Consider the following 18401-nt stretch of genomic DNA (forward strand, 5'->3'; position numbering starts at 1 on the left):
ATTGGCTAGGTTTGAGTAAGATTTTTGGAACGGCAGATTTGTACGGATATGCTATTGAATTGGTAAGGACGAGACATTAAGCGAAGTTAATGATTTAATAGGCTTATCTGGCTATGCTACAATGCCGCTGCTACCGATTATAAGGTCGTCTTTGCCTGTACTTGTGCATAGCGACCTTATCTTTTGTCCGATTTGACCAATAGATAAGCGAGCGCTCAGTGGATACTGAAATTATCAAGATAATCTTAGCCTTTATGGTACTGATTAATCCCTTTGGCGCCTTGACGTTGTTTTTGGATTCAACTCACGGCTATTCGCTAAATAATCGCCGTAAAGTGGCGCGTATCGCTTGTTTGACGATTTTTATCACCATCAGCTTTTTTACCTTAGCAGGTGAGACGCTGCTAAAGGCATTGGGCATCTCGATTGGTTCGTTCCAGCTGGCAGGCGGCATCTTGGTATTTTTAATCGCCCTAAACATGATGAATGGCGAAGGTAACCCAGTTAAGCCTGATCAAGAAAACTTTGATGTTGACCATTTGCAAGGTGCGCCGCCAACGATGGCTGCAGCGGTGGTGCCGATTGCCATTCCGATGATGATTGGACCTGGCGGTATCTCGACGGTGATTATTTATTCATCACAAGTAACTGGCATTTTGCAAGTCTCTGCGATTTTGATTGCTGGTTTATTTATCAGCTTATTTTGTTATGTGGCGCTAATGGCTGCCGGTCGTATCAGTCGGTTATTGGGCGATACTGGACTTAATATCATGAGTCGTATCATGGGTATGTTGCTTGCAGCAGTTTCTATCGAGATTATCGTTAATGGACTACGTACCTTATTTCCTGATTTAGTGTAACTATTACCTTTCTTGTCTGCCACTTACTTCTCTAATGGCTCTTACCTGTCCTTTTTTAAGCCCTTCTTTTTTAAGATATATCCGTATTTTTTAGACCGTGTAAAAAAACATGGTCTTTTTATTATTGGGTTAAAGTCTAAAACCTCCTAAAGTAGTCAAACCTGCCTATTTGATAAAAAATACTAATACTTATCCTAAAAGGTTGTTTAGTAAAACTTTTTTATATCTTTTAAATCATTATGTGAATTTCAATTAATCACCAAAAGTCTGCATTAAAAACGTCATCCATACAAATATGTTATGATAGGAGCACAACAATATTATAGGAGTCAGTTTTGAGTAAGAAAAGAATGGCAATTTTAGGTGCAGGTCCAAGTGGTTTGGCACAGTTACGTGCCTTTGAAGCGGCTCGTTTAGCCGGGGTAAAGGATTTACCTGAAATCGTATGTTATGAAAAGCAAAACGCTATCGGCGGTATGTGGAATTACAGTTGGCGTACTGGTTTAGATAGAAACGGTGAACCCGTGCACGGCAGTATGTACCGCTATTTATGGTCAAATGGCCCCAAAGAATGCTTAGAATTTGCCGATTATTCATTCGACGAACACTTCGGTGAACCCATCCCATCGTACCCGCCGCGTGAAGTCCTAAAAGATTACATCATGGGGCGTATCGATAAACAAGATATCCAAAAATATATTCGATTTGAATGCCCCGTACGCTGGGTGTCGTTTGATGATGAAACGCAAAAATTCACTGTGACGGTAATGAATCATAAAACCGATGAGCAAGAAGTCGAAGAGTTTGATTACGTGGTGGTAGCAACGGGTCATTTCTCTACGCCAAATATGCCGTATTTTGAAGGTTTAGAAGCCTTTCCAGGTCGTATCTTGCACGCGCATGATTTCCGAGATGCCTTAGAATTTAAAGATGAAGATATCTTACTAGTAGGTAGTAGCTATTCTGCCGAAGATATTGGTACCCAGTGTTATAAATATGGCACCAAATCCGTGACCATCAGTTATCGTAGTCAACCGCTCGATTATGAGTGGCCTGAGGGCATAAAAGAAGTGCCATTGGTGACGCATTTTGAAGACGACGTCGCGCACTTTGCCGATGGCACGAGCCAAAAGTTTGACGCCATCATCATGTGTACCGGTTATTTATTTCATTTCCCGTTTATGCCAGATGAGCTACGTTTGCAGACGCACAACTGCTTATATCCTGCTAACTTGTACAAGGGTATCTTTTGGCAACCAAATCCAAAGCTGATTTATTTGGGCATGCAAGACCAGTATTTCACCTTTAATATGTTTGATGCGCAAGCGTGGTATGCACGTGATGTGATAATGGGTGATATCGAATTGCCTGATTTGGCAGCGCGTGAAGCAGACGAGCAAAAATGGCTCGCAACGTATGCCAAATGTGTGACGGTCAGTGATTCAATTGACTTTCAAGCCGCTTATATTCGTGACTTGACCAATGCCACCGATTATCCAGAATTCGCGGTTGAAAAGCAGGGTGAAATTTTAAAAGAGTGGCAAAAGGACAAAGCCGAGAACATCATGACCTTTCGAGAAAAGGCCTATCGTTCTACCTTGACGGGAACCATGTCACCTGAATTGCCAGAGCCTTGGTTAGATATTCTAGATGATTCGCTTGAGCACTTTTTAAACTTAACCTTTGTTAAACCTAAAAAGCGCAAAAAAGTGTCATAAATGCTCCATGCGATAAATAAAAGACCAAATACGTTTCATAGCGTATTTGGTTTTTTCGTTTTTAACGTTAAATGCACTGAATACATGGTTAGCTTTGGTATAAATGCCAAGCCAAATACAGCATTAATATGCCTACCAAAGCGTCTAATATATTCCAAGCTTTTGGTTTGGCAAATAAAGGTCTAAGCAGGCGCGCGCCATAGCCCAAGGCAAAAAAGAAAAAGAACGACGCACTGACCGCACCGACTGCAAATGCCAATTTACTATTGGCACCGGTTGAAACCATGCCGACCAGCACCAATGTATCTAGATAGACGTGCGGGTTAAGCCAAGTAAAGCCAAAGCATAATAACAGTGCCTTTTTTAAACTGGTGACGACTTGACCATCGACGGTAAGCGCGTGTGATACGCGTACACTGGCATATAAGCTTTGGATGCCATAAGCCAGCAAAAATATGACGCCAGCAATTTTGGCAATATTGACGGCTTGCGGATAACGTGCTGTCACTGCGCCAAAACCGCCAACGCCAGCAGAGATTAAAATTGCATCACTGACCGCACAAAACAAGCAGACGAAAAATATGTGCTCGCGTTTTAACCCTTGTTTAAGGACAAAGGCGTTTTGTGAACCAATAGCGATAATCAAGGATAAACCAAGCAAAAAACCGGCGCTATAATCGGTGAAATTCATGATAATTGGCTTATCCTTTAAAGACCAAAACGGTGACGTTTGCTTACTGGCAGCGCTGAGAAAAGCTGTTAAGATAAGGGATAAAATGGTCGAATGCAATATGTCTGCTGCAATAGCTGCTACGACGTTATCAGTATTATTCAGCAATATCAGTCAGCAATGAATAAAGAATAGGCGAGGAGCAGGGTAGGTCATGGTCATAAGTCTGACAAGAATGCTACAGTCGTTTGGGCAAGCCCAAGATGACCTGCCAACCATCGCTGCCAAAAATGCTCAGCAAGCTGCCGCTAAAGAAGTTTCTAATAATGCAAATAAGCAAGGCGATAGTAGCGATAATCAAGAAAACCTGCATACTTCAGCTTCCAATTATACGCTTAGCGAGCCGCAGCGTAGCGAGCGTATTTGTGATGCCTTAGCGCAAGTGAATGATATTCGCACGCCGACACCGTTGACCGATCGCTATCTAGCCAATCGTGCGCAAATGCGCCTGACCAATAGACCTCCTTTTGACCCAGATACCTTATGGTATCTTAAACATGGACGCTGTCCGATTATGACTGAGCTTGTTGATGTGGTCGATGCAGCCACCCTAAATGCCATGCCGATTGAAGCGGTTGCCATATTAGACCGGATTAATAGTAAGCTAAAACGCTACCGTGAGTGGAGTAGCGAGCTCAACGCTGAGCAACAGCAACAACATAATGAGCGCCAGTTTGTTATCGATAAGCTGGTGTCTGAAAGCATTCCTGAGGCGCTACATCATTATGAGCAGCTCCAACGTTTTAGCCCGCACCGCACGAAAAATAATGTCGTCCAAGGAAAAATGACCGCAGGCGATATGTTGACCGATTTGTTTTTAGAAATTGATTACGAGCTTGACGAGTTATTAGATGAGTTACATCAAACGGTGATGAATCGTCTTGCGTCCACCCATCGTTATGTCAAAAGCCGTACCCAAAGCTAACTTGAATTTAACGAGGATTATTTAAAAGTCGTTAGTATTGTCATTGTGAGTTCAGTATAAAGACGATACAGAGACACTGGAATGAATTTTTCGCAGCCTCTGTCGGCGCAGGCACAGCAAGCTAGAAAAGTTTATTTCAGTGTCGCGTAAAAATTTCATGTTTCTGTTTTGTTTGAAAATAACTATAAACACAATCGGCTCAATACATAACAATATAAGGCTTTAATACAGCCTTATTTTTTTGTTTAATAATAATGATTAAGTATTTTCTAAAACAACAATAGATTTGCCAACCGCGTCTGCTAAATATTTTTTCTAAGCATTTTGCCAAATAACAAGGATACCCAAATGACCCAACTGACTGCGATGTTCGTGATGTTTATTTTATATGGCGTGCTGCCAGCAGCTGGTTTGTACCTAGGATATCGTGGTATCAAAAAAGTCACGGCGCCCAAAATGCTTGAGTATAAAGCGATGCCGCAATTGGGTTATATCCCTGAAAAAAGTTTGCCAGTTGAGGTCAAAACAGCGCTCGATCAAATCAATGACAAGGGCGAGAAGCTGCGGGTTATTTATGGCGATACCAATAACGATGGTAAAATTGATGATAAAGATGCCGTCAACGAAACCTACGTTATGATTCAAAATCTAATGGATAGGCATGTGCCACTAGCCGTAGCCGATTATCGCCGCTTGCATGACTTAGATGTTGGGAACGGTGCCCTTGCTGATACCACGAAAATTGAGCATTCTGATGTCACGGGCAAAGAGGCGCTATTAGAAGTGCTTAGGACGATTAATACCCAGTTTGATGACTTGCTGAATGCGTCTTATCATCAAGATGGACAAAAATTGCTGGCGACCAATCGATATTTGCAGCAGCGTTTTAATAACCCAACCAGCAATTCTAGACTACAACAAATTGATAATAGCGCTGTTAAAGTCCAGGCAATTGAAAACCCAGCTAATAAAGAAACTGACGTAGAAGATATTAAGCTATAAATGAGAGATGTTAATAATATCCCAAGTTTAGATGTTTAGGCTGAAATAGGTTTAAAGAAGAGTAAAGTGACATGAGTATATTGATAGGCGTTGGTGTGGTTACCACTGTCAGCGTCTTTTATTTGGGTAGAAAAGGCTGGCATGCATTCCATAAAATGGTTGGCATTACTCCAGGCGTGCTGACCTATCAAGATAATAATGCGCCCCTGTTGTTAACTTCTCTTAATTGGCAACAGTTAAATTTAAATAAAAAACACCTAGAAGCTTTATCGGATAAGCAGCTGCGCCAATTGCAGCACATTGATAAAAAGGTAGCCAATTATCACAACTACCAAAACGATTTAGAAGCGCAAGATGTAACTTCAGCCATTAACGAGCAACAATTTGTTTTACATAAAATGCTACATACCCGCTTACCCGAAATGTTGGCCAGTCATTATCATTTAGCAAATATCAATATAAGCAATCGTACTAAAAATGGGCAGAAGCAGACTGAGGCGAGTAGGCTGTTACAAGAGATATTGGACAACATTGAGCAGCGCTTAGATGGGGTATTAGAGCGAATGGAAGAGCAACATCTACAAGAATTACGAGTGATGAAAAATTATATTCATAGTCATGACGACTAAGCCTAAAGTGAGTGATACTCTTAAAAAGTGCATAAAAAAGCGGTCAATGAATCAGTCATTGACCGCTTTTTTATCAGCTAGGATTAATCCGTGACTGATTAACGCTTGTTGTTACGATCGCGGGTATTACGTGAACCGCGACTGGCAGGACTGCCACTGCTTTTAGGTTTTGCACTACTAGGACGGCTATCGCTACGACTGTCAACACGGCGCGCTTTGAGCGGCTTGCTTTTGATACGTTCTTGCTTTTCTTTAGCTGCACCATGCAAACCAGTACCGTGACGTGGGCGTAGGCTGACCAAATCGGTTAAGGTATTGATCTCTTTTTTGTCGAGCTCTAAAAAGCGACCGGTACGTAGCTCTTTTGGCAGCGAAATTGATCCGTAACGCGTACGTAATAGACGGCTCACTTTAAGACCTTGTGACTCAAACAATCGGCGCACTTCGCGGTTACGACCTTCTTTTAACCTAACGTGATACCACTTATTGACACCTTCACCGCCACCTTCTTTGATGTCTTCAAACTGTGCCATGCCATCTTCTAGCATGACGCCTGCTGTTAGCGTACGCGCGATATCAGGAGTGACTTCACCAAGTACACGTACGGCATATTCGCGTGTCACTTCGCTAGATGGGTGCATTAAGCGATGCGCCATTTCGCCATCATTGGTAAATAATAGCAGACCAGTCGAGTTAATATCCAAGCGCCCAACCATGACCCAGCGATCATGAGTCAGCTTTGGTAAACGTTCGAAAACCGTTGGACGACCTTCTGGATCATTAGCCGAGCAGACTTCGCCTTCAGGCTTGTAATAGGCTAAGACGCGACGGCGCTTTTCATTTTCAGCCGTATATTTGATCTGACGACCGTCAACACGAATCTCATCGCCTTGTTCGACGCGGTCGCCGATGGTTGCGGGTCCATTATTGACGGTCACACGCCCTGCTTTAATCACTTCTTCCATCTGCCGACGTGAACCAAGTCCCATGCGGGCGAGTGCTTTTTGCAGTTTTTCATCTTTCATAATGCTATCCTTGTTTCGGTGGGTTTACATTTCTCAATGTATAGATTTGGACTGAGTATTATACGCTATTTATTGAATTGATGTTAAAGATAAAGCTTTTGAGGTTCCCATGATTCATAAGTTATACTTTATTAAGCATCAATAAGTTTAAGTGAAGTTCATTCATCTGAATAAGAGTAGATATAAATCGATTATTAGTCTTACCTAATTCCTCCAAAAGATTTACCTTATCTGTCCAATCTTTAACCACTTATGGTATTATTGCCTTGTTTTTTATAGTTAATGTAATACTCGATTATGGTCGTCTAAATTGCGCTGTTTGCTAGACGCTGCTTATATCTGTGATTTATAAAGGTTTTTCTATGTTTCTCAATTCATCAAAGCTATTAAGTGTGGCGTCTGTACTTGCAATTAGCATACTTACGGGTTGCTCTAGTATCAATGCTGGTCTGCAAGCAGGTGAGCTACCACCTAATGGTACATTCATTGCTGAAAATGGATTGCACTTTAATATACAGCCATTGAACCTAGCAACATTACCGCCGAAACAAGCGGCTATACCAAATAGTAATTTAGCACCATTGATACGAAGCTCTGGACGATCAGAGTATCGTATTGCTGAAGGCGATATTTTGAGTATAATCCTGACAGGCTACCCGAATATAACACCTTTAGCAGCTAGTGATAGCAGCAACCCTTATGTTTCAGGATTTCCTGTTGATCAACAAGGTTTTGTACAGTTTCCTCTTGTTGGGCGTATTAAAGCCAGTGGCATGAGCGTGCCGCAATTTACCGCCAATTTGCAGAAACAACTGCAACGCTATCTTAAATATTCGGACCCGCAGGTAAAGATTGTTAACTATCGTGGCAATAAATTCTTTATCGATGGTGAGGTCAAACAACCTGGCGAATTCCCAATTAATGATGAACCAGTTTCGCTATATAGTGCAATCTCTATGGCTGGAGGAGCGACACCTACGGGAGATTCGAACAATATTGTATTTAATCGTAGAGGGATAAGCTACAATATTGGATTACAGTCCTTACGCGAACTTGGCACGTCTGCCAATCAGATATATTTACAAGATGGTGATTCTATTCATGTGAATAGCCAAGACCGTAATAAGATATATGTTTTAGGAGAGTTTGGCCGTGTAGAGCCTGTAGCTATTAAAGAGCAAGGCATCAGTTTAGCGCAAGTATTAGGCGAGTCTAAAGGTCTTGATTCTAATACAGCAAATGCGGCTAAGATATACGTTGTGCGTGATAACATCAATACTAGGACTACGGATATATACTACGTTGATATGCAAACTATTACTAGCTTTGCGCTTGCCAATCGTTTCCAGATGCATCCTAATGACATTGTATACGTTGATCCTACTGGCTTGACGCGTTGGAATCGTGTTATCAGTGCCATACTACCATCGACTTCAGCAATTAGTATTCTTTCAGGCTTATAGGTAATAATATTTATGGCATTTGATAATATTTTAGTGGTGTGTGTCGGCAATATTTGCCGTAGTCCCATGGCAGAAGCGTTATTAAAACAACGTTACCCTCATAAAAATATCGATTCTGCAGGGGTGGGGGCTTTAGTCGGGCACTCTGCAGATCCTGCCGCGCTAGAGATTATGGCAGGGCAAGAAATAGATATCACTAATCATGTCGCCAAACAAATTGACGAAGGTTTGGCAAAAAAAGCGGATTTGATTTTTACTATGTCAGACAGTCAGACCAAATGGATCGAAGAGCGCTGGCCATTTTGTCGCGGCAAGACTTTTAAGCTCGGCCATTGGCAAGACAAAGATATTGCCGACCCCTATAAACATGAGATGAGTGCGTTTCAGACAGCATATCAAGATATTGTCGATAGCCTCGAACAGTGGTCAGACAAAATTAGTTAAAAAGCTGCTGTTAAACGACTAACCTTAAGTGATGAACATACCGTTATGAATACAGATTCAAAAAATTTATCAAACTCTGCCTCTAAAGAAGATAATGACGAAATTGATCTTATGGCTCTGCTGTTTGCTATCTTGCGTGGCTGGAAGATTATTGTTTTTTTTGCAGTACTGGGCTTGATAGTTGGTGTTTTATATAGCAGGTATGTCAATCCTACTTTTAGATCAGATGCAATTATTCAAATTGAAGAAAACTCTAAAGGGGCAGCTGCTCTAGGTGCTGATATTTCAGAGCTAATCGGTTCGCAAGCAAGTAAAGCAGAAGCTGAAGCAGAGCTAATAAGATCTCGTATGATATTAGAGCCTGTGGTTAATTTATTACATTTGCGTATCCGACTTTCTGACCCTAATGTTAGCGCTATTGATAGAATTAAAAGTAATAGTACGGATACTCAGATTAATAAGCCTGAAGGGGTTTCTCTTAAAACTGAGGATGGTAACGTCGAGATTAGTCAGTTTAATGTCTCACAAGAGTATTTAAATCAAACTTTTACCTTGACACGCTCTGCGACAGGATTTGTGTTAAGTAATGACTTTGACGATTTCAAAGGGCAGATTGGTAAGGGCCATTTATTTAAAGGCACAGATGGTCAGATTCAAATCACGGTTAATGATCTACCAGCCGATGGATATCCAATTAATATTACTAAGCAGTCTCTCCAAACAACGACAGAACAGATAAATACTGATTTATCTGTGGTTGAAAAGGGTAAACAGACTGGTATTATTCAGCTGTCTATGACGGGTGCTAACCAGCAGCAGACTAGTTTGATATTAAAACAAATTGTCTTATCTTACATTGATCAAAATCAATCGCGTGGCTCTGAAGAAACCACCAAAACCATTAGCTTTATGGAAACTCAGATTCCAGCCCTAAAGAAAAAGCTTGAAGATTCTGAAGCAGTATTTAATGAGTTCCGTAAAAAATACGGCACTATTGATGTAAGTAAAGAAGCCGAACTTTTATTAACAGAAAACTCGCAAATTGATGCCCAACTTAATGAATTAAAGCTTAAAAAAGCGGATCTCACGACTTACTACACAGAAGAGCACCCATTGGTTGTTCAGATCAATGAGCAATTGGCAGTACTCAATACTAGAAAAAATGAAATAGATGATACTATTGCCGGTTTACCTGAAATCCAAAGAGAGTTTTTACAATTATCAGCTGATAGCACTATTAATAGAGAGATTTATTTAACTCTACTTAAAAACTATGAGCAGCTAAAAATCGTTAAAGCCGGTCAAATTGGTTTTGCCCGTATTATTGATTTGCCCATCAATAATTTTAAAGCGGTTGCGCCTAAAAAGTTATTGATGATAATTTTGGCTACAATTTTAGGATCAATGCTTGGAACGATGCTCGTACTGCTCAAGAACATGCTTAGAAATGTAGTCAAAGACCCTGAGCGTTTAGAGGCTAAAACAGGTGTTCCTGTAGTAGCAACTGTTCCTCGCTCTCCATTATTGACAAGATTACGTAAGAGCAATAAGAAAGCGCCTAATCGCTTATTGGCTTATGTCGATCATAATAGTTTGAGCTATGAGGCCATTAAGAGCTTAAGAACAAATCTAATGTTTGGCATGCCAGCCCAAGGTCGAGCGGGGCAAAGAGCGAAAGTGATACTAATTACTGGTGAAAGCCCTGGTGTTGGTAAATCATTTATCTCTTCTAATCTAACTGAGGTATTTGCTCAGTTAGATAAAAAAGTTCTGATTATGGATGCTGATATGCGCTTGGGTGAGCTGCATAAGATGTTTAGTATGAGTCAAGATAATGGTCTAGGGGATTATTTATCACAAGATAAGACTCATTTATCTAAAGATAACGCTCAAGTATCAAAAATTGTTGCTAGTCAAGAGGATTATTTGGCAAGCTTTATTCATCCTACTGGTATAGATAATATTGATTTTATGCCACGAGGTCAGCACCCACGTAATCCGGCATCATTATTAGCTAATGGCAGTTTTGATCATTTAATAAAAGAACTGAATTTGCATTATGATTATATTGTCATTGATTCGCCACCTGTATTGGCTGCTTCTGATGCTATGATTTTATCCCAGTATGCAGATAAAGTGTTAATGGTGGCTCGCTATGATAAGTCTATAGAAGGTCAGGTGGTTTATGCAGTTAATCAGATGAATAAAGCCAATATCAAAGTAGACGGTATTATCTTAAACGATGTACAGCAGGGGTTACTAAGTAAGTATAGCTATCATTATAGTTATGCTTACGGCAATAATAACTAATCGTTAGCGGATAGATATAGAATTCTTTAAATATTAATGCTTGAATAAAATAGTTGTTCGTCATGCCAATAGATCCATCAGCCTCATCCAAATCACATAATGTTAACTCTGTAATGTCTACTGGTCTTGCTGAGCATAGCGCTAAGTTATTGCTTAGCCTACCTAGAAGCATTAAGCGTAGTATCTTAATGTTGGCTGACTTTATTATGTCAGCCGTCTGCCTATTCTTCGCCATTGCAGCAAGGTATGGATATATAGACCATCATGTAAGCTTATTGGTAATAAGTCTGAGTGCATTAATTCCAGTCTTATGCTTATACGCTATTGGGTTTTATAATGGCGTGGCTAGAGGTTTTTTTGATGCGTTGATGGGTAGCGTGTTGCAGCTATTTTTTGTCCTTATCATCATCGCCCAGACCATTCTTTATTTTAAACTCCTTCCTGATGTGCCGCGTGCCGTACCCATTTTATATTTGTTTCTGTTTTTTATTTGGTTGTGGAATAGTAGGCTAACCATCCGTGAGCTTTTAACTCGCTTACAAGGTAAAAGTCAGCAAAGCGCTAGACAAAAAGATGGTTATGAGAATATCGTTATTTACGGCGCCGGAGAGGCTGGTCGAGATTTATTAGAAGGTCTTAGAAATTCGCATAAATATAATGTTGTGGCTTACGTTGATGATGATCTACAGCTTGCTGGTGCTTATTTGCTAGGTAAAAAGATTTATCCTGCTGATAAGTTAGTAAGCTTAGTAGAAGAGTTAGAGATTGCGCAGGTATTTTTGGCTATTCCTTCTATCAGCCGCGCGCAAAAACGCCAGATTATAGATAAGCTTTCAGGCATTGCGATAAAAATAAAAGAACTGCCCAGTCTAGAGGAAATCGCTGACGAAAAAGTGACCGTTAGTAGTATGCGCAAAGTGGATATCTTAGATGTGTTAGACAGACAGACTGTTGAACCTGATGCCAAACTGCTCCAACTAAATATTAAAGAAAAGTGCGTGTTGGTCACTGGCGCTGGTGGTTCTATCGGTAGCGAGTTATGTCGCCAAGTAATCAAGAATAAGCCAAAATGCCTTGTACTATATGAGCTATCTGAGTTTGCGCTTTATAGTATCCATCAAGAGCTAACCATAAAACAAGCCAATACGCCTGCTTATAAAGACATTCAAATCGTCGCGATCATCGGTAATGTCACCAATGAATCGAACCTGCTTAGAATACTAAATCTCTATAATATCCAAACGGTTTATCATGCAGCTGCTTATAAGCATGTGCCAATGGTTGAACACAATCCGTTTGAAGGCGTCATTAATAATACCAAAGGCACTTATCATTGTGCGCGAGCGGCTATCGAAGCCAATGTCGAAACCTTTGTCCTTATCTCGACCGATAAAGCCGTAAGACCAACCAATGTGATGGGCGCATCTAAGCGTTTAGCAGAGTTGGTTTGCCAAGCGCTCAGCCAGACAGATAGCAAAACCTGCATTAGTATGGTGCGTTTTGGTAATGTCCTAGGTTCGTCAGGCTCTGTAGTACCGTTGTTTACCAAACAGATTGAGCAAGGTAAGCCGATTACGGTCACCCATCCTGATGTGACGCGCTATTTTATGACGATTCCAGAAGCGGCAAACTTGGTGATCCAAGCAGGTGCGATGGCATCGGGTGGTGAAGTGTTTGTCCTTGATATGGGCGAACCGGTCAAAATTGTTGATTTGGCACACCGAATGATTCATTTAAGTGGTTTTGATATTAAAGATGCCGCCCATCCTGAGGGTGATATCGAAGTCATATTTACTGGACTTAGAGATGGAGAAAAGCTTTATGAAGAGCTCATCATCGGTGAAGACAATGTTGAATCAACCGATCATCCTCTTATCATGCAAGCAATAGAGCATAGCTTTCCATTAGATGAGCTTGAATTAGTATTATTTGAGCTGACTGAAAAGCAAAAGGAGTTTGATGTCCCTTGGCTAAAGCAGCAATTCCAGCAGTTTGTAGCGGGTTATCAAGAATCATCTAAAGCTAAATAGCTTTCAACAAACACCCTAAATATTGTTTTTAAATAAAACTGCTTAGGGCATGTCTTCAATTGGATAAGGCATAAATAATAGTTACAATACCGCATTTACTGAGTCGATGCGAGAAATACAAGTTATGGCAAGAAAAGCATTAACAGATACGCTTTGGGATCAATTGCAATCGACGATGATAAAGTACGGCTGCTATCAAACTCAAAACAGCCGAGAGATCATGGAAGCCATACTGTGGAAGCTGCGTACAGGCGCGCCTTGGCGTGACATACCTAAAGAATTGTGTTCTTGGAAAACAGCTTATAGTCGCTTTAATCGATGGTCGAAAACTGGCTTATGGGCGGATTTTCTTTTAGCTTACGCAAAGAAATTGATACGGAATGGGTATTCACAGACGGAAGCTATGTTCGCTGTCACCAGCATGCAAGTGGAGCTCGGCGTGGTGAAGATAGAGCAATTGGACGAAGCCGTGGCGGCGCAACTACAAAGATACACCTATCCTGTGATGCCGATGGATATCCGCTCCATTTTAAAATCACTGGGGGTGACGTCCACGACAGTCAAGTTGCAGGTGAATTGATTGACATGATTGGACAAGCTGATTACTTTATCGCTGATAAGGGCTATGATTCACAAGCGATTAGGGATAAAGCTTACATGCATGACATGATCCCTATAATCCCTAAAAGAAGCAATGCTAAAGCGCCTAATCCAGAGTTTGATAGCTATTTGTACAAACTGCGTCATCTTGTTGAAAATATGTTTGCAATGCTTAAGCACTTTCGTAGTATCGCTACTCGCTATGAGAAGTTAGCTCGTAATTTTAAGTCAATGCTTTATCTGGCGTGTACTATCGTTCATTGTAAGATGAATTGAAGACACGCCCTAGATTAATAAAGGAAGATTATGTTAGATATCGACAATATAAAAATAGCAGTTATCGGACTTGGTTATGTAGGTCTGCCTTTAGCTGTTGAGTTTGGTAAGCATCGCCCCGTAGTCGGTTTTGATATTAATACTAAGCGTGTACAAGAATTAAGAGATGGCTTTGACGGTACGCTTGAAGTAAGTAGCGAAGCATTAAAAGCCGCTAATTCATTAGAATTTACCACTGAGTTGAGCGAAATTGTCGATTATAATTTTTATATCGTCACAGTACCGACACCGATTGATGAAAATAATGCACCAGATCTTACCCCTTTAAAAAGTGCCTCCGAAGCAGTGGGGAAAGTCATAAAAATTGGTGATATCGTGGTTTATGAATCCACTGTTTACCCTGGTGCAACAGAAGAAGTCTGTATTCCTATTATAGAAAAAATATCTGGTTTAACGTTTAATAAAGATTTTTATGTTGGATATAGCCCGGAACGTATTAATCCAGGTGATAAGGTAAATACTTTAACTAAAATTACTAAGATTACTTCAGGCTCAACACCAGAGGCGGCTGATTTAATAGATAGTCTTTATGCTTCTATTATTACGGCTGGTACTTATCGTGCAACATCAATTAAAGTCGCTGAAGCTGCGAAGGTTATTGAAAATACGCAGCGCGACTTAAATATCGCTATTGTTAATGAGTTTGCTAAGATCTTTAATATTATAGGTATAGATACGCAAGCGGTACTGGATGCTGCAGGTAGCAAATGGAATTTCCTTAAGTTCAAGCCAGGTTTAGTCGGTGGGCATTGTATTAGTGTAGATCCCTATTATTTAACTCATAAAGCTCAAGAGGTTGGTTACCGTCCAGAAGTTATTCTCGCTGGTAGACGTATCAACGACGGTATGGGGCAGTATGTGGCTACACAAATGGTCAAAAAACTTGCGCGTAGTAAAATACATATCGATGAAGCAAAGGTATTAGTACTTGGTTTTACCTTTAAAGGCGACTGCCCTGATACCCGTAATACTAAAGTCATTGATATTATCAAAGAGCTAAAAAGCTTCAATATCAATGTTGACGTTTATGATGATTGGGCTGATAAACAAGAAGTATTCGAGCATTACGGCATTGAATTAATCAATGAGTTGCAAAAAGGCTATTACGATGGCGTCGTGGTTGCCGTTGATCACAGTAAGTATAAGCAGATGGGCGTGGATGCAATTAGAGCGTTGGCTAAATCAAATCATGTCATCTACGACGTCAAGCATGTATTCCAAGAAGGCGAAACAGATATTCGTTTATAAAAACTTAAGGACATTATAATGAAAAAATTTGCACTGATAGGCGCTGCTGGTTACATTGCACCGCGTCATATGAAAGCCATCAAAGAGACTGGTAATGAATTATCTGTTGCCTACGATATCAATGATTCTGTTGGTATTATAGATAGTATCTCTCCTAGTAGTGAGTTCTTTACTCAATTTGAGCGCTTTAGTGATCATTGTCATCAGCTGAAACGCGATCCTAATACTAAGATTGACATCGTTTCTATTTGCTCACCTAACTACCTACATCATCCTCATATCACAGCGGGTCTTAGATTGGGCGCAGATGTCATCTGTGAAAAGCCTCTGGTGCCTACTGAAGCGATTCTGAATGATCTCATAGAAGTCGAAAAAGAGACCGGTCATAAAGTTTATAATATCTTACAACTGCGCCATCATGAGGCGATATTAAAATTAAAAGAACAGATTGCTAATGACAATCGCACCGAAAAATACGATGTCGAGCTGACGTATATTACCTCTCGCGGCAAATGGTATTTAGAAAGCTGGAAAGGCGATTTAAACAAATCATTTGGCATTGCGACTAATATCGGCGTACATTTTTTTGACATGCTGCACTTTATATTCGGCGAGTTGGTAGATAGCGAAGTTTACTATACTGGTGAAACCAAAGCGGGTGGCTACTTAGAATTTGATAAAGCGCGTGTGCGTTGGTTCTTATCTATTGATGCCAATGATCTGCCTGAAAGTGTTAAAGGTAAGCAGCCGACTTATCGTTCTATTGATATCGAAGGTGAAGAGATTGAGTTCTCAAATGGTTTTACTGACTTACATACTATCTCATATCAAGAAATCCTTGCAGGACGTGGTTATGGATTAGAGGATGCCAGGTTCAGTGTCAAAACAGTCGAGCATATCCGTCATGCCAAAGATTTAGTCACCGATGATTCAAGACTACATCCGAATGTGAAAAAGCTACTAACGGAGTCAAGTTTATGAGTACTTCTATTCATCCTAGTGTCAGTATCCATGAGTCAGCAATTATAGATGCAGGTGCGACTATCGGTAAAGATAGCCGTGTTTGGCATTTTGTACATATATGTGCTGAAGCAAAAATCGGCGAAAGATGTTCTATGGGTCAAAATGTCTTTATCGGTAATAAAGTTATCATCGGTAATGATTGCAAGATACAGAATAACGTCTCTGTTTATGACAATGTTACTCTAGAAGATGGCGTGTTTTGTGGCCCCAGTATGGTCTTCACTAACGTGTATAATCCACGCTCTCTAATTGAGCGTAAGGATGAGTATCTTAATACTTTAGTAAAGGAAGGAGCGACATTAGGAGCAAACTGCACTATCGTTTGTGGGGTAACAATTGGTGAATATTCTTTTGTAGGTGCAGGCGCATTAGTAAATAGAGATGTTCCAAACTATGCTTTGATGGTAGGAGTGCCTGCAAAACAAATTGCTTGGATGAGCAAGTTTGGTGAGCGATTAGAATTACCTATTCAAGGTGAAGGTAGTGCTGTATGCGAGCACACAGGTGTAACTTACGAGCTTGCTGGTTGCACGCTTTTTGTAAAAAAAATCAAGGATTAAGACATGCAACAGAAATTTAAAAGCGTTTTGGTTCTTGCCCCTCATACTGATGATGGAGAATTAGGAGCAGGAGGTTTTATTTCTAAATTAATCCAAGAAGGTACGTCAGTGACTTATGTTGCATTTTCTATAGCAGAAGATTCTGTTCCTGAACATCTACCTAGAGATATTTTAAAAGTAGAGGTTAAAGCTGCAACTAAAGTCTTAGGTATTAAAGAAGATAATCTTATTGTTTTTAACTACCCAGTTCGAAAACTTAATTATGCACGGCAAGAGATATTAGAAGATCTTATAAAGATAAAAAGAAATAATAGCTTTGATTTAATATTAATGCCTTCCCTAAAAGATATTCATCAAGATCATACAACTATTGCTCAAGAAGGATTAAGAGCCTTTAAGAACACTACTATTCTTGGATATGAATTAATATGGAATAATTTATCGTTTGATACAACTTGTTTTGTAAAGCTTAGTAAAAAAAATGTTGAAGATAAGTTTTTATCCTTACAATGTTATGAGTCTCAAATCGGACGAAGCTATATGAGTCATGAGTTTATTTTCTCATTGGCTAAAGTTCGTGGAGTTCAAATTGGTGCAGAATATGCAGAAAGTTTTGAGGTGCTAAGATGGGTTATCAGTTAAAAAATAAAGTCAGGCTTTCCGAAATTGCGAAAAATTTATACTTAGACTTTAAGGGGGTCGATGTTTTAATAGAAGGAGTTTCACCTATTTCTACCTGTAAAAGTGGAGATATAAGCTTTACTAATAATTTAATTGAAGGTTTATGCAATATAGCATTGGTAGTACCAAACGATTCTTTAATTCCAAAATATGGAATGTGTGGATATTTGTTTAGTGATAATCCAAGATTGGATTTTATACGTATATTATCATATCTGCAAAGTTCAATAGGATTTTCAACATATGAGTTTTCTAGTGAAATCCATCCTACTGTGAAGCTAGGTAAAAATGTTGTTATAGAAGATGGATGTTATATTGCTGAGAATGTAATTATAGAGCATAACGTTGTCATTCATTCTGGAACGATAATTGGCAAAAATTCCCGTATTCGCTCTTGTTCTTCTATTGGTGGTGATGGATTCGGCTTTGAAAGACTTGCTAACGGCGAGCCGCTACGTTTTCCTCATCTCGGAGCAGTAATAATTGGTGACAATGTTGAAGTCGGAAGCTGTACGACTTTAGCTCGAGGTACACTTTCAAATACAGTTATTGAAGATTTTGTAAAAATAGATAACTTAGTTCACATTGCTCATAATTGCTTAATAAAAAAAGGAGCGTTTATTATAGCTTGTGCAGAGATTAGTGGAGGAGTCACGATAGGAGAAAATGCATGGATTGCTCCTAACAGTTGTACTCATCAAAAAATAAGTATAGGTGATAATTCTGTAGTAGGGCTTGGGGCCGTTGTTACCAAGAATGTGGATGCTGATGTTACTGTTGCGGGTAATCCTGCAAGACCTCTTATCAAAAGATAAAA

At 39.9% G+C, this 18401-nt stretch carries 17 protein-coding genes; 15 read left to right on the top strand and 2 right to left on the bottom strand.

Features of this window, described 5'->3' with window-relative positions:
- The first annotated feature begins 218 nt into the window (after positions 1 to 218).
- Together IQ457_RS10590 and IQ457_RS10595 are read left to right on the top strand one after the other, a co-directional pair.
- The gene (locus tag IQ457_RS10590; protein WP_200663136.1) at positions 219 to 860 is read left to right on the top strand and encodes a MarC family protein; all 642 of its coding nucleotides are present in this window, start codon (positions 219 to 221) and stop codon (positions 858 to 860) included.
- A 335-nt stretch (positions 861 to 1195) separates the two neighbouring features.
- Positions 1196 to 2578, top strand: a complete 1383-nt coding sequence (locus IQ457_RS10595; RefSeq protein ID WP_342343314.1) for an NAD(P)/FAD-dependent oxidoreductase — start codon at positions 1196 to 1198, stop codon at positions 2576 to 2578.
- Between the two features lie 88 nt (positions 2579 to 2666).
- Here IQ457_RS10595 and IQ457_RS10600 read toward each other — a convergent pair whose 3' ends face one another.
- Positions 2667 to 3269: a LysE/ArgO family amino acid transporter gene (locus tag IQ457_RS10600; protein WP_200663137.1), complete on the bottom strand. Its 603-nt coding sequence runs from the start codon at positions 3267 to 3269 to the stop codon at positions 2667 to 2669.
- Between the two features lie 193 nt (positions 3270 to 3462).
- Here IQ457_RS10600 and IQ457_RS10605 point away from each other — a divergent pair, with 193 nt between their 5' ends.
- The 3 genes from IQ457_RS10605 to IQ457_RS10615 all read left to right on the top strand — a co-directional run bounded on the left by IQ457_RS10605 (position 3463) and on the right by IQ457_RS10615 (position 5864).
- Complete coding sequence (locus IQ457_RS10605; RefSeq protein ID WP_242465417.1) at positions 3463 to 4233, top strand: hypothetical protein; 771 nt, start codon at positions 3463 to 3465, stop codon at positions 4231 to 4233.
- A 348-nt stretch (positions 4234 to 4581) separates the two neighbouring features.
- Positions 4582 to 5235: a hypothetical protein gene (locus IQ457_RS10610; protein WP_200663138.1), complete on the top strand. Its 654-nt coding sequence runs from the start codon at positions 4582 to 4584 to the stop codon at positions 5233 to 5235.
- 71 nt (positions 5236 to 5306) lie between these two features.
- Complete coding sequence (locus tag IQ457_RS10615) at positions 5307 to 5864, top strand: hypothetical protein (RefSeq protein WP_200663139.1); 558 nt, start codon at positions 5307 to 5309, stop codon at positions 5862 to 5864.
- Positions 5865 to 5962: 98 nt separating this feature from the next.
- On the opposite strand, the gene rluB is transcribed toward IQ457_RS10615, so the two are convergent.
- Positions 5963 to 6889: a 23S rRNA pseudouridine(2605) synthase RluB gene (rluB, locus tag IQ457_RS10620; protein WP_102076898.1), complete on the bottom strand. Its 927-nt coding sequence runs from the start codon at positions 6887 to 6889 to the stop codon at positions 5963 to 5965.
- A gap of 362 nt (positions 6890 to 7251) precedes the next feature.
- Here rluB and IQ457_RS10625 point away from each other — a divergent pair, with 362 nt between their 5' ends.
- From IQ457_RS10625 to IQ457_RS10670, 10 genes are all read left to right on the top strand, one after another.
- The gene (locus IQ457_RS10625) at positions 7252 to 8352 is read left to right on the top strand and encodes a polysaccharide biosynthesis/export family protein (protein WP_200663141.1); all 1101 of its coding nucleotides are present in this window, start codon (positions 7252 to 7254) and stop codon (positions 8350 to 8352) included.
- Positions 8353 to 8364: 12 nt separating this feature from the next.
- Positions 8365 to 8796, top strand: coding sequence for a low molecular weight protein-tyrosine-phosphatase (locus tag IQ457_RS10630; protein ID WP_200663143.1), 432 nt, complete (start codon positions 8365 to 8367; stop codon positions 8794 to 8796).
- A gap of 45 nt (positions 8797 to 8841) precedes the next feature.
- Positions 8842 to 11106, top strand: a complete 2265-nt coding sequence (locus IQ457_RS10635) for a polysaccharide biosynthesis tyrosine autokinase (protein WP_200663145.1) — start codon at positions 8842 to 8844, stop codon at positions 11104 to 11106.
- Positions 11107 to 11219: 113 nt separating this feature from the next.
- Complete coding sequence (locus IQ457_RS10640; protein ID WP_242465418.1) at positions 11220 to 13136, top strand: polysaccharide biosynthesis protein; 1917 nt, start codon at positions 11220 to 11222, stop codon at positions 13134 to 13136.
- Between the two features lie 124 nt (positions 13137 to 13260).
- Positions 13261 to 14012, top strand: a protein-coding gene (locus IQ457_RS10645; RefSeq protein WP_200663149.1) for an IS5 family transposase whose coding sequence is annotated in 2 segments (ribosomal slippage) — positions 13261 to 13486 and positions 13486 to 14012 — 753 coding nt in all. Because the reading frame shifts where the segments join, the coding sequence is not laid out codon by codon here.
- A gap of 30 nt (positions 14013 to 14042) precedes the next feature.
- Positions 14043 to 15320, top strand: coding sequence for a Vi polysaccharide biosynthesis UDP-N-acetylglucosamine C-6 dehydrogenase TviB (tviB, locus tag IQ457_RS10650; RefSeq protein ID WP_200663151.1), 1278 nt, complete (start codon positions 14043 to 14045; stop codon positions 15318 to 15320).
- Between the two features lie 18 nt (positions 15321 to 15338).
- The gene (locus tag IQ457_RS10655; RefSeq protein ID WP_200663153.1) at positions 15339 to 16301 is read left to right on the top strand and encodes a Gfo/Idh/MocA family protein; all 963 of its coding nucleotides are present in this window, start codon (positions 15339 to 15341) and stop codon (positions 16299 to 16301) included.
- Positions 16298 to 16903, top strand: coding sequence for an acyltransferase (locus IQ457_RS10660; RefSeq protein ID WP_200663155.1), 606 nt, complete (start codon positions 16298 to 16300; stop codon positions 16901 to 16903). The genes IQ457_RS10655 and IQ457_RS10660 overlap by 4 nt, the downstream gene beginning before the upstream one ends.
- Positions 16904 to 16906: 3 nt before the next feature.
- Entirely contained in the window at positions 16907 to 17545 is a 639-nt protein-coding gene (locus tag IQ457_RS10665; protein ID WP_200663157.1) for a PIG-L deacetylase family protein, read from the top strand.
- Positions 17530 to 18399 carry a UDP-3-O-(3-hydroxymyristoyl)glucosamine N-acyltransferase gene (locus tag IQ457_RS10670; RefSeq protein WP_200663159.1) on the top strand — a complete coding sequence of 290 codons (870 nt, stop codon included), beginning with the start codon at positions 17530 to 17532 and terminating at the stop codon, positions 18397 to 18399. Before IQ457_RS10665 ends, IQ457_RS10670 begins: the two co-directional genes overlap by 16 nt.
- Positions 18400 to 18401 lie beyond the last annotated feature (2 nt).

The sequence above is a fragment of the Psychrobacter sp. M9-54-1 genome, assembly GCF_016613355.1.
Taxonomy (GTDB): Bacteria; Pseudomonadota; Gammaproteobacteria; order Pseudomonadales; family Moraxellaceae; genus Psychrobacter; species Psychrobacter faecalis.

Coding starts and splice junctions, on each gene's coding strand:
- IQ457_RS10640 (WP_242465418.1), top strand. CDS start 11,220: ATGTCTACTGGTCTTGCTGAGCATAGCGCTAAGTTATTGCTTAGCCTA.
- rluB (WP_102076898.1), bottom strand. CDS start 6,889: ATGAAAGATGAAAAACTGCAAAAAGCACTCGCCCGCATGGGACTTGGT.
- IQ457_RS10655 (WP_200663153.1), top strand. CDS start 15,339: ATGAAAAAATTTGCACTGATAGGCGCTGCTGGTTACATTGCACCGCGT.
- IQ457_RS10615 (WP_200663139.1), top strand. CDS start 5,307: ATGAGTATATTGATAGGCGTTGGTGTGGTTACCACTGTCAGCGTCTTT.
- IQ457_RS10665 (WP_200663157.1), top strand. CDS start 16,907: ATGCAACAGAAATTTAAAAGCGTTTTGGTTCTTGCCCCTCATACTGAT.
- IQ457_RS10660 (WP_200663155.1), top strand. CDS start 16,298: ATGAGTACTTCTATTCATCCTAGTGTCAGTATCCATGAGTCAGCAATT.
- IQ457_RS10670 (WP_200663159.1), top strand. CDS start 17,530: ATGGGTTATCAGTTAAAAAATAAAGTCAGGCTTTCCGAAATTGCGAAA.
- IQ457_RS10630 (WP_200663143.1), top strand. CDS start 8,365: ATGGCATTTGATAATATTTTAGTGGTGTGTGTCGGCAATATTTGCCGT.
- IQ457_RS10635 (WP_200663145.1), top strand. CDS start 8,842: ATGAATACAGATTCAAAAAATTTATCAAACTCTGCCTCTAAAGAAGAT.
- tviB (WP_200663151.1), top strand. CDS start 14,043: ATGTTAGATATCGACAATATAAAAATAGCAGTTATCGGACTTGGTTAT.
- IQ457_RS10625 (WP_200663141.1), top strand. CDS start 7,252: ATGTTTCTCAATTCATCAAAGCTATTAAGTGTGGCGTCTGTACTTGCA.
- IQ457_RS10605 (WP_242465417.1), top strand. CDS start 3,463: ATGGTCATAAGTCTGACAAGAATGCTACAGTCGTTTGGGCAAGCCCAA.
- IQ457_RS10600 (WP_200663137.1), bottom strand. CDS start 3,269: ATGAATTTCACCGATTATAGCGCCGGTTTTTTGCTTGGTTTATCCTTG.
- IQ457_RS10610 (WP_200663138.1), top strand. CDS start 4,582: ATGACCCAACTGACTGCGATGTTCGTGATGTTTATTTTATATGGCGTG.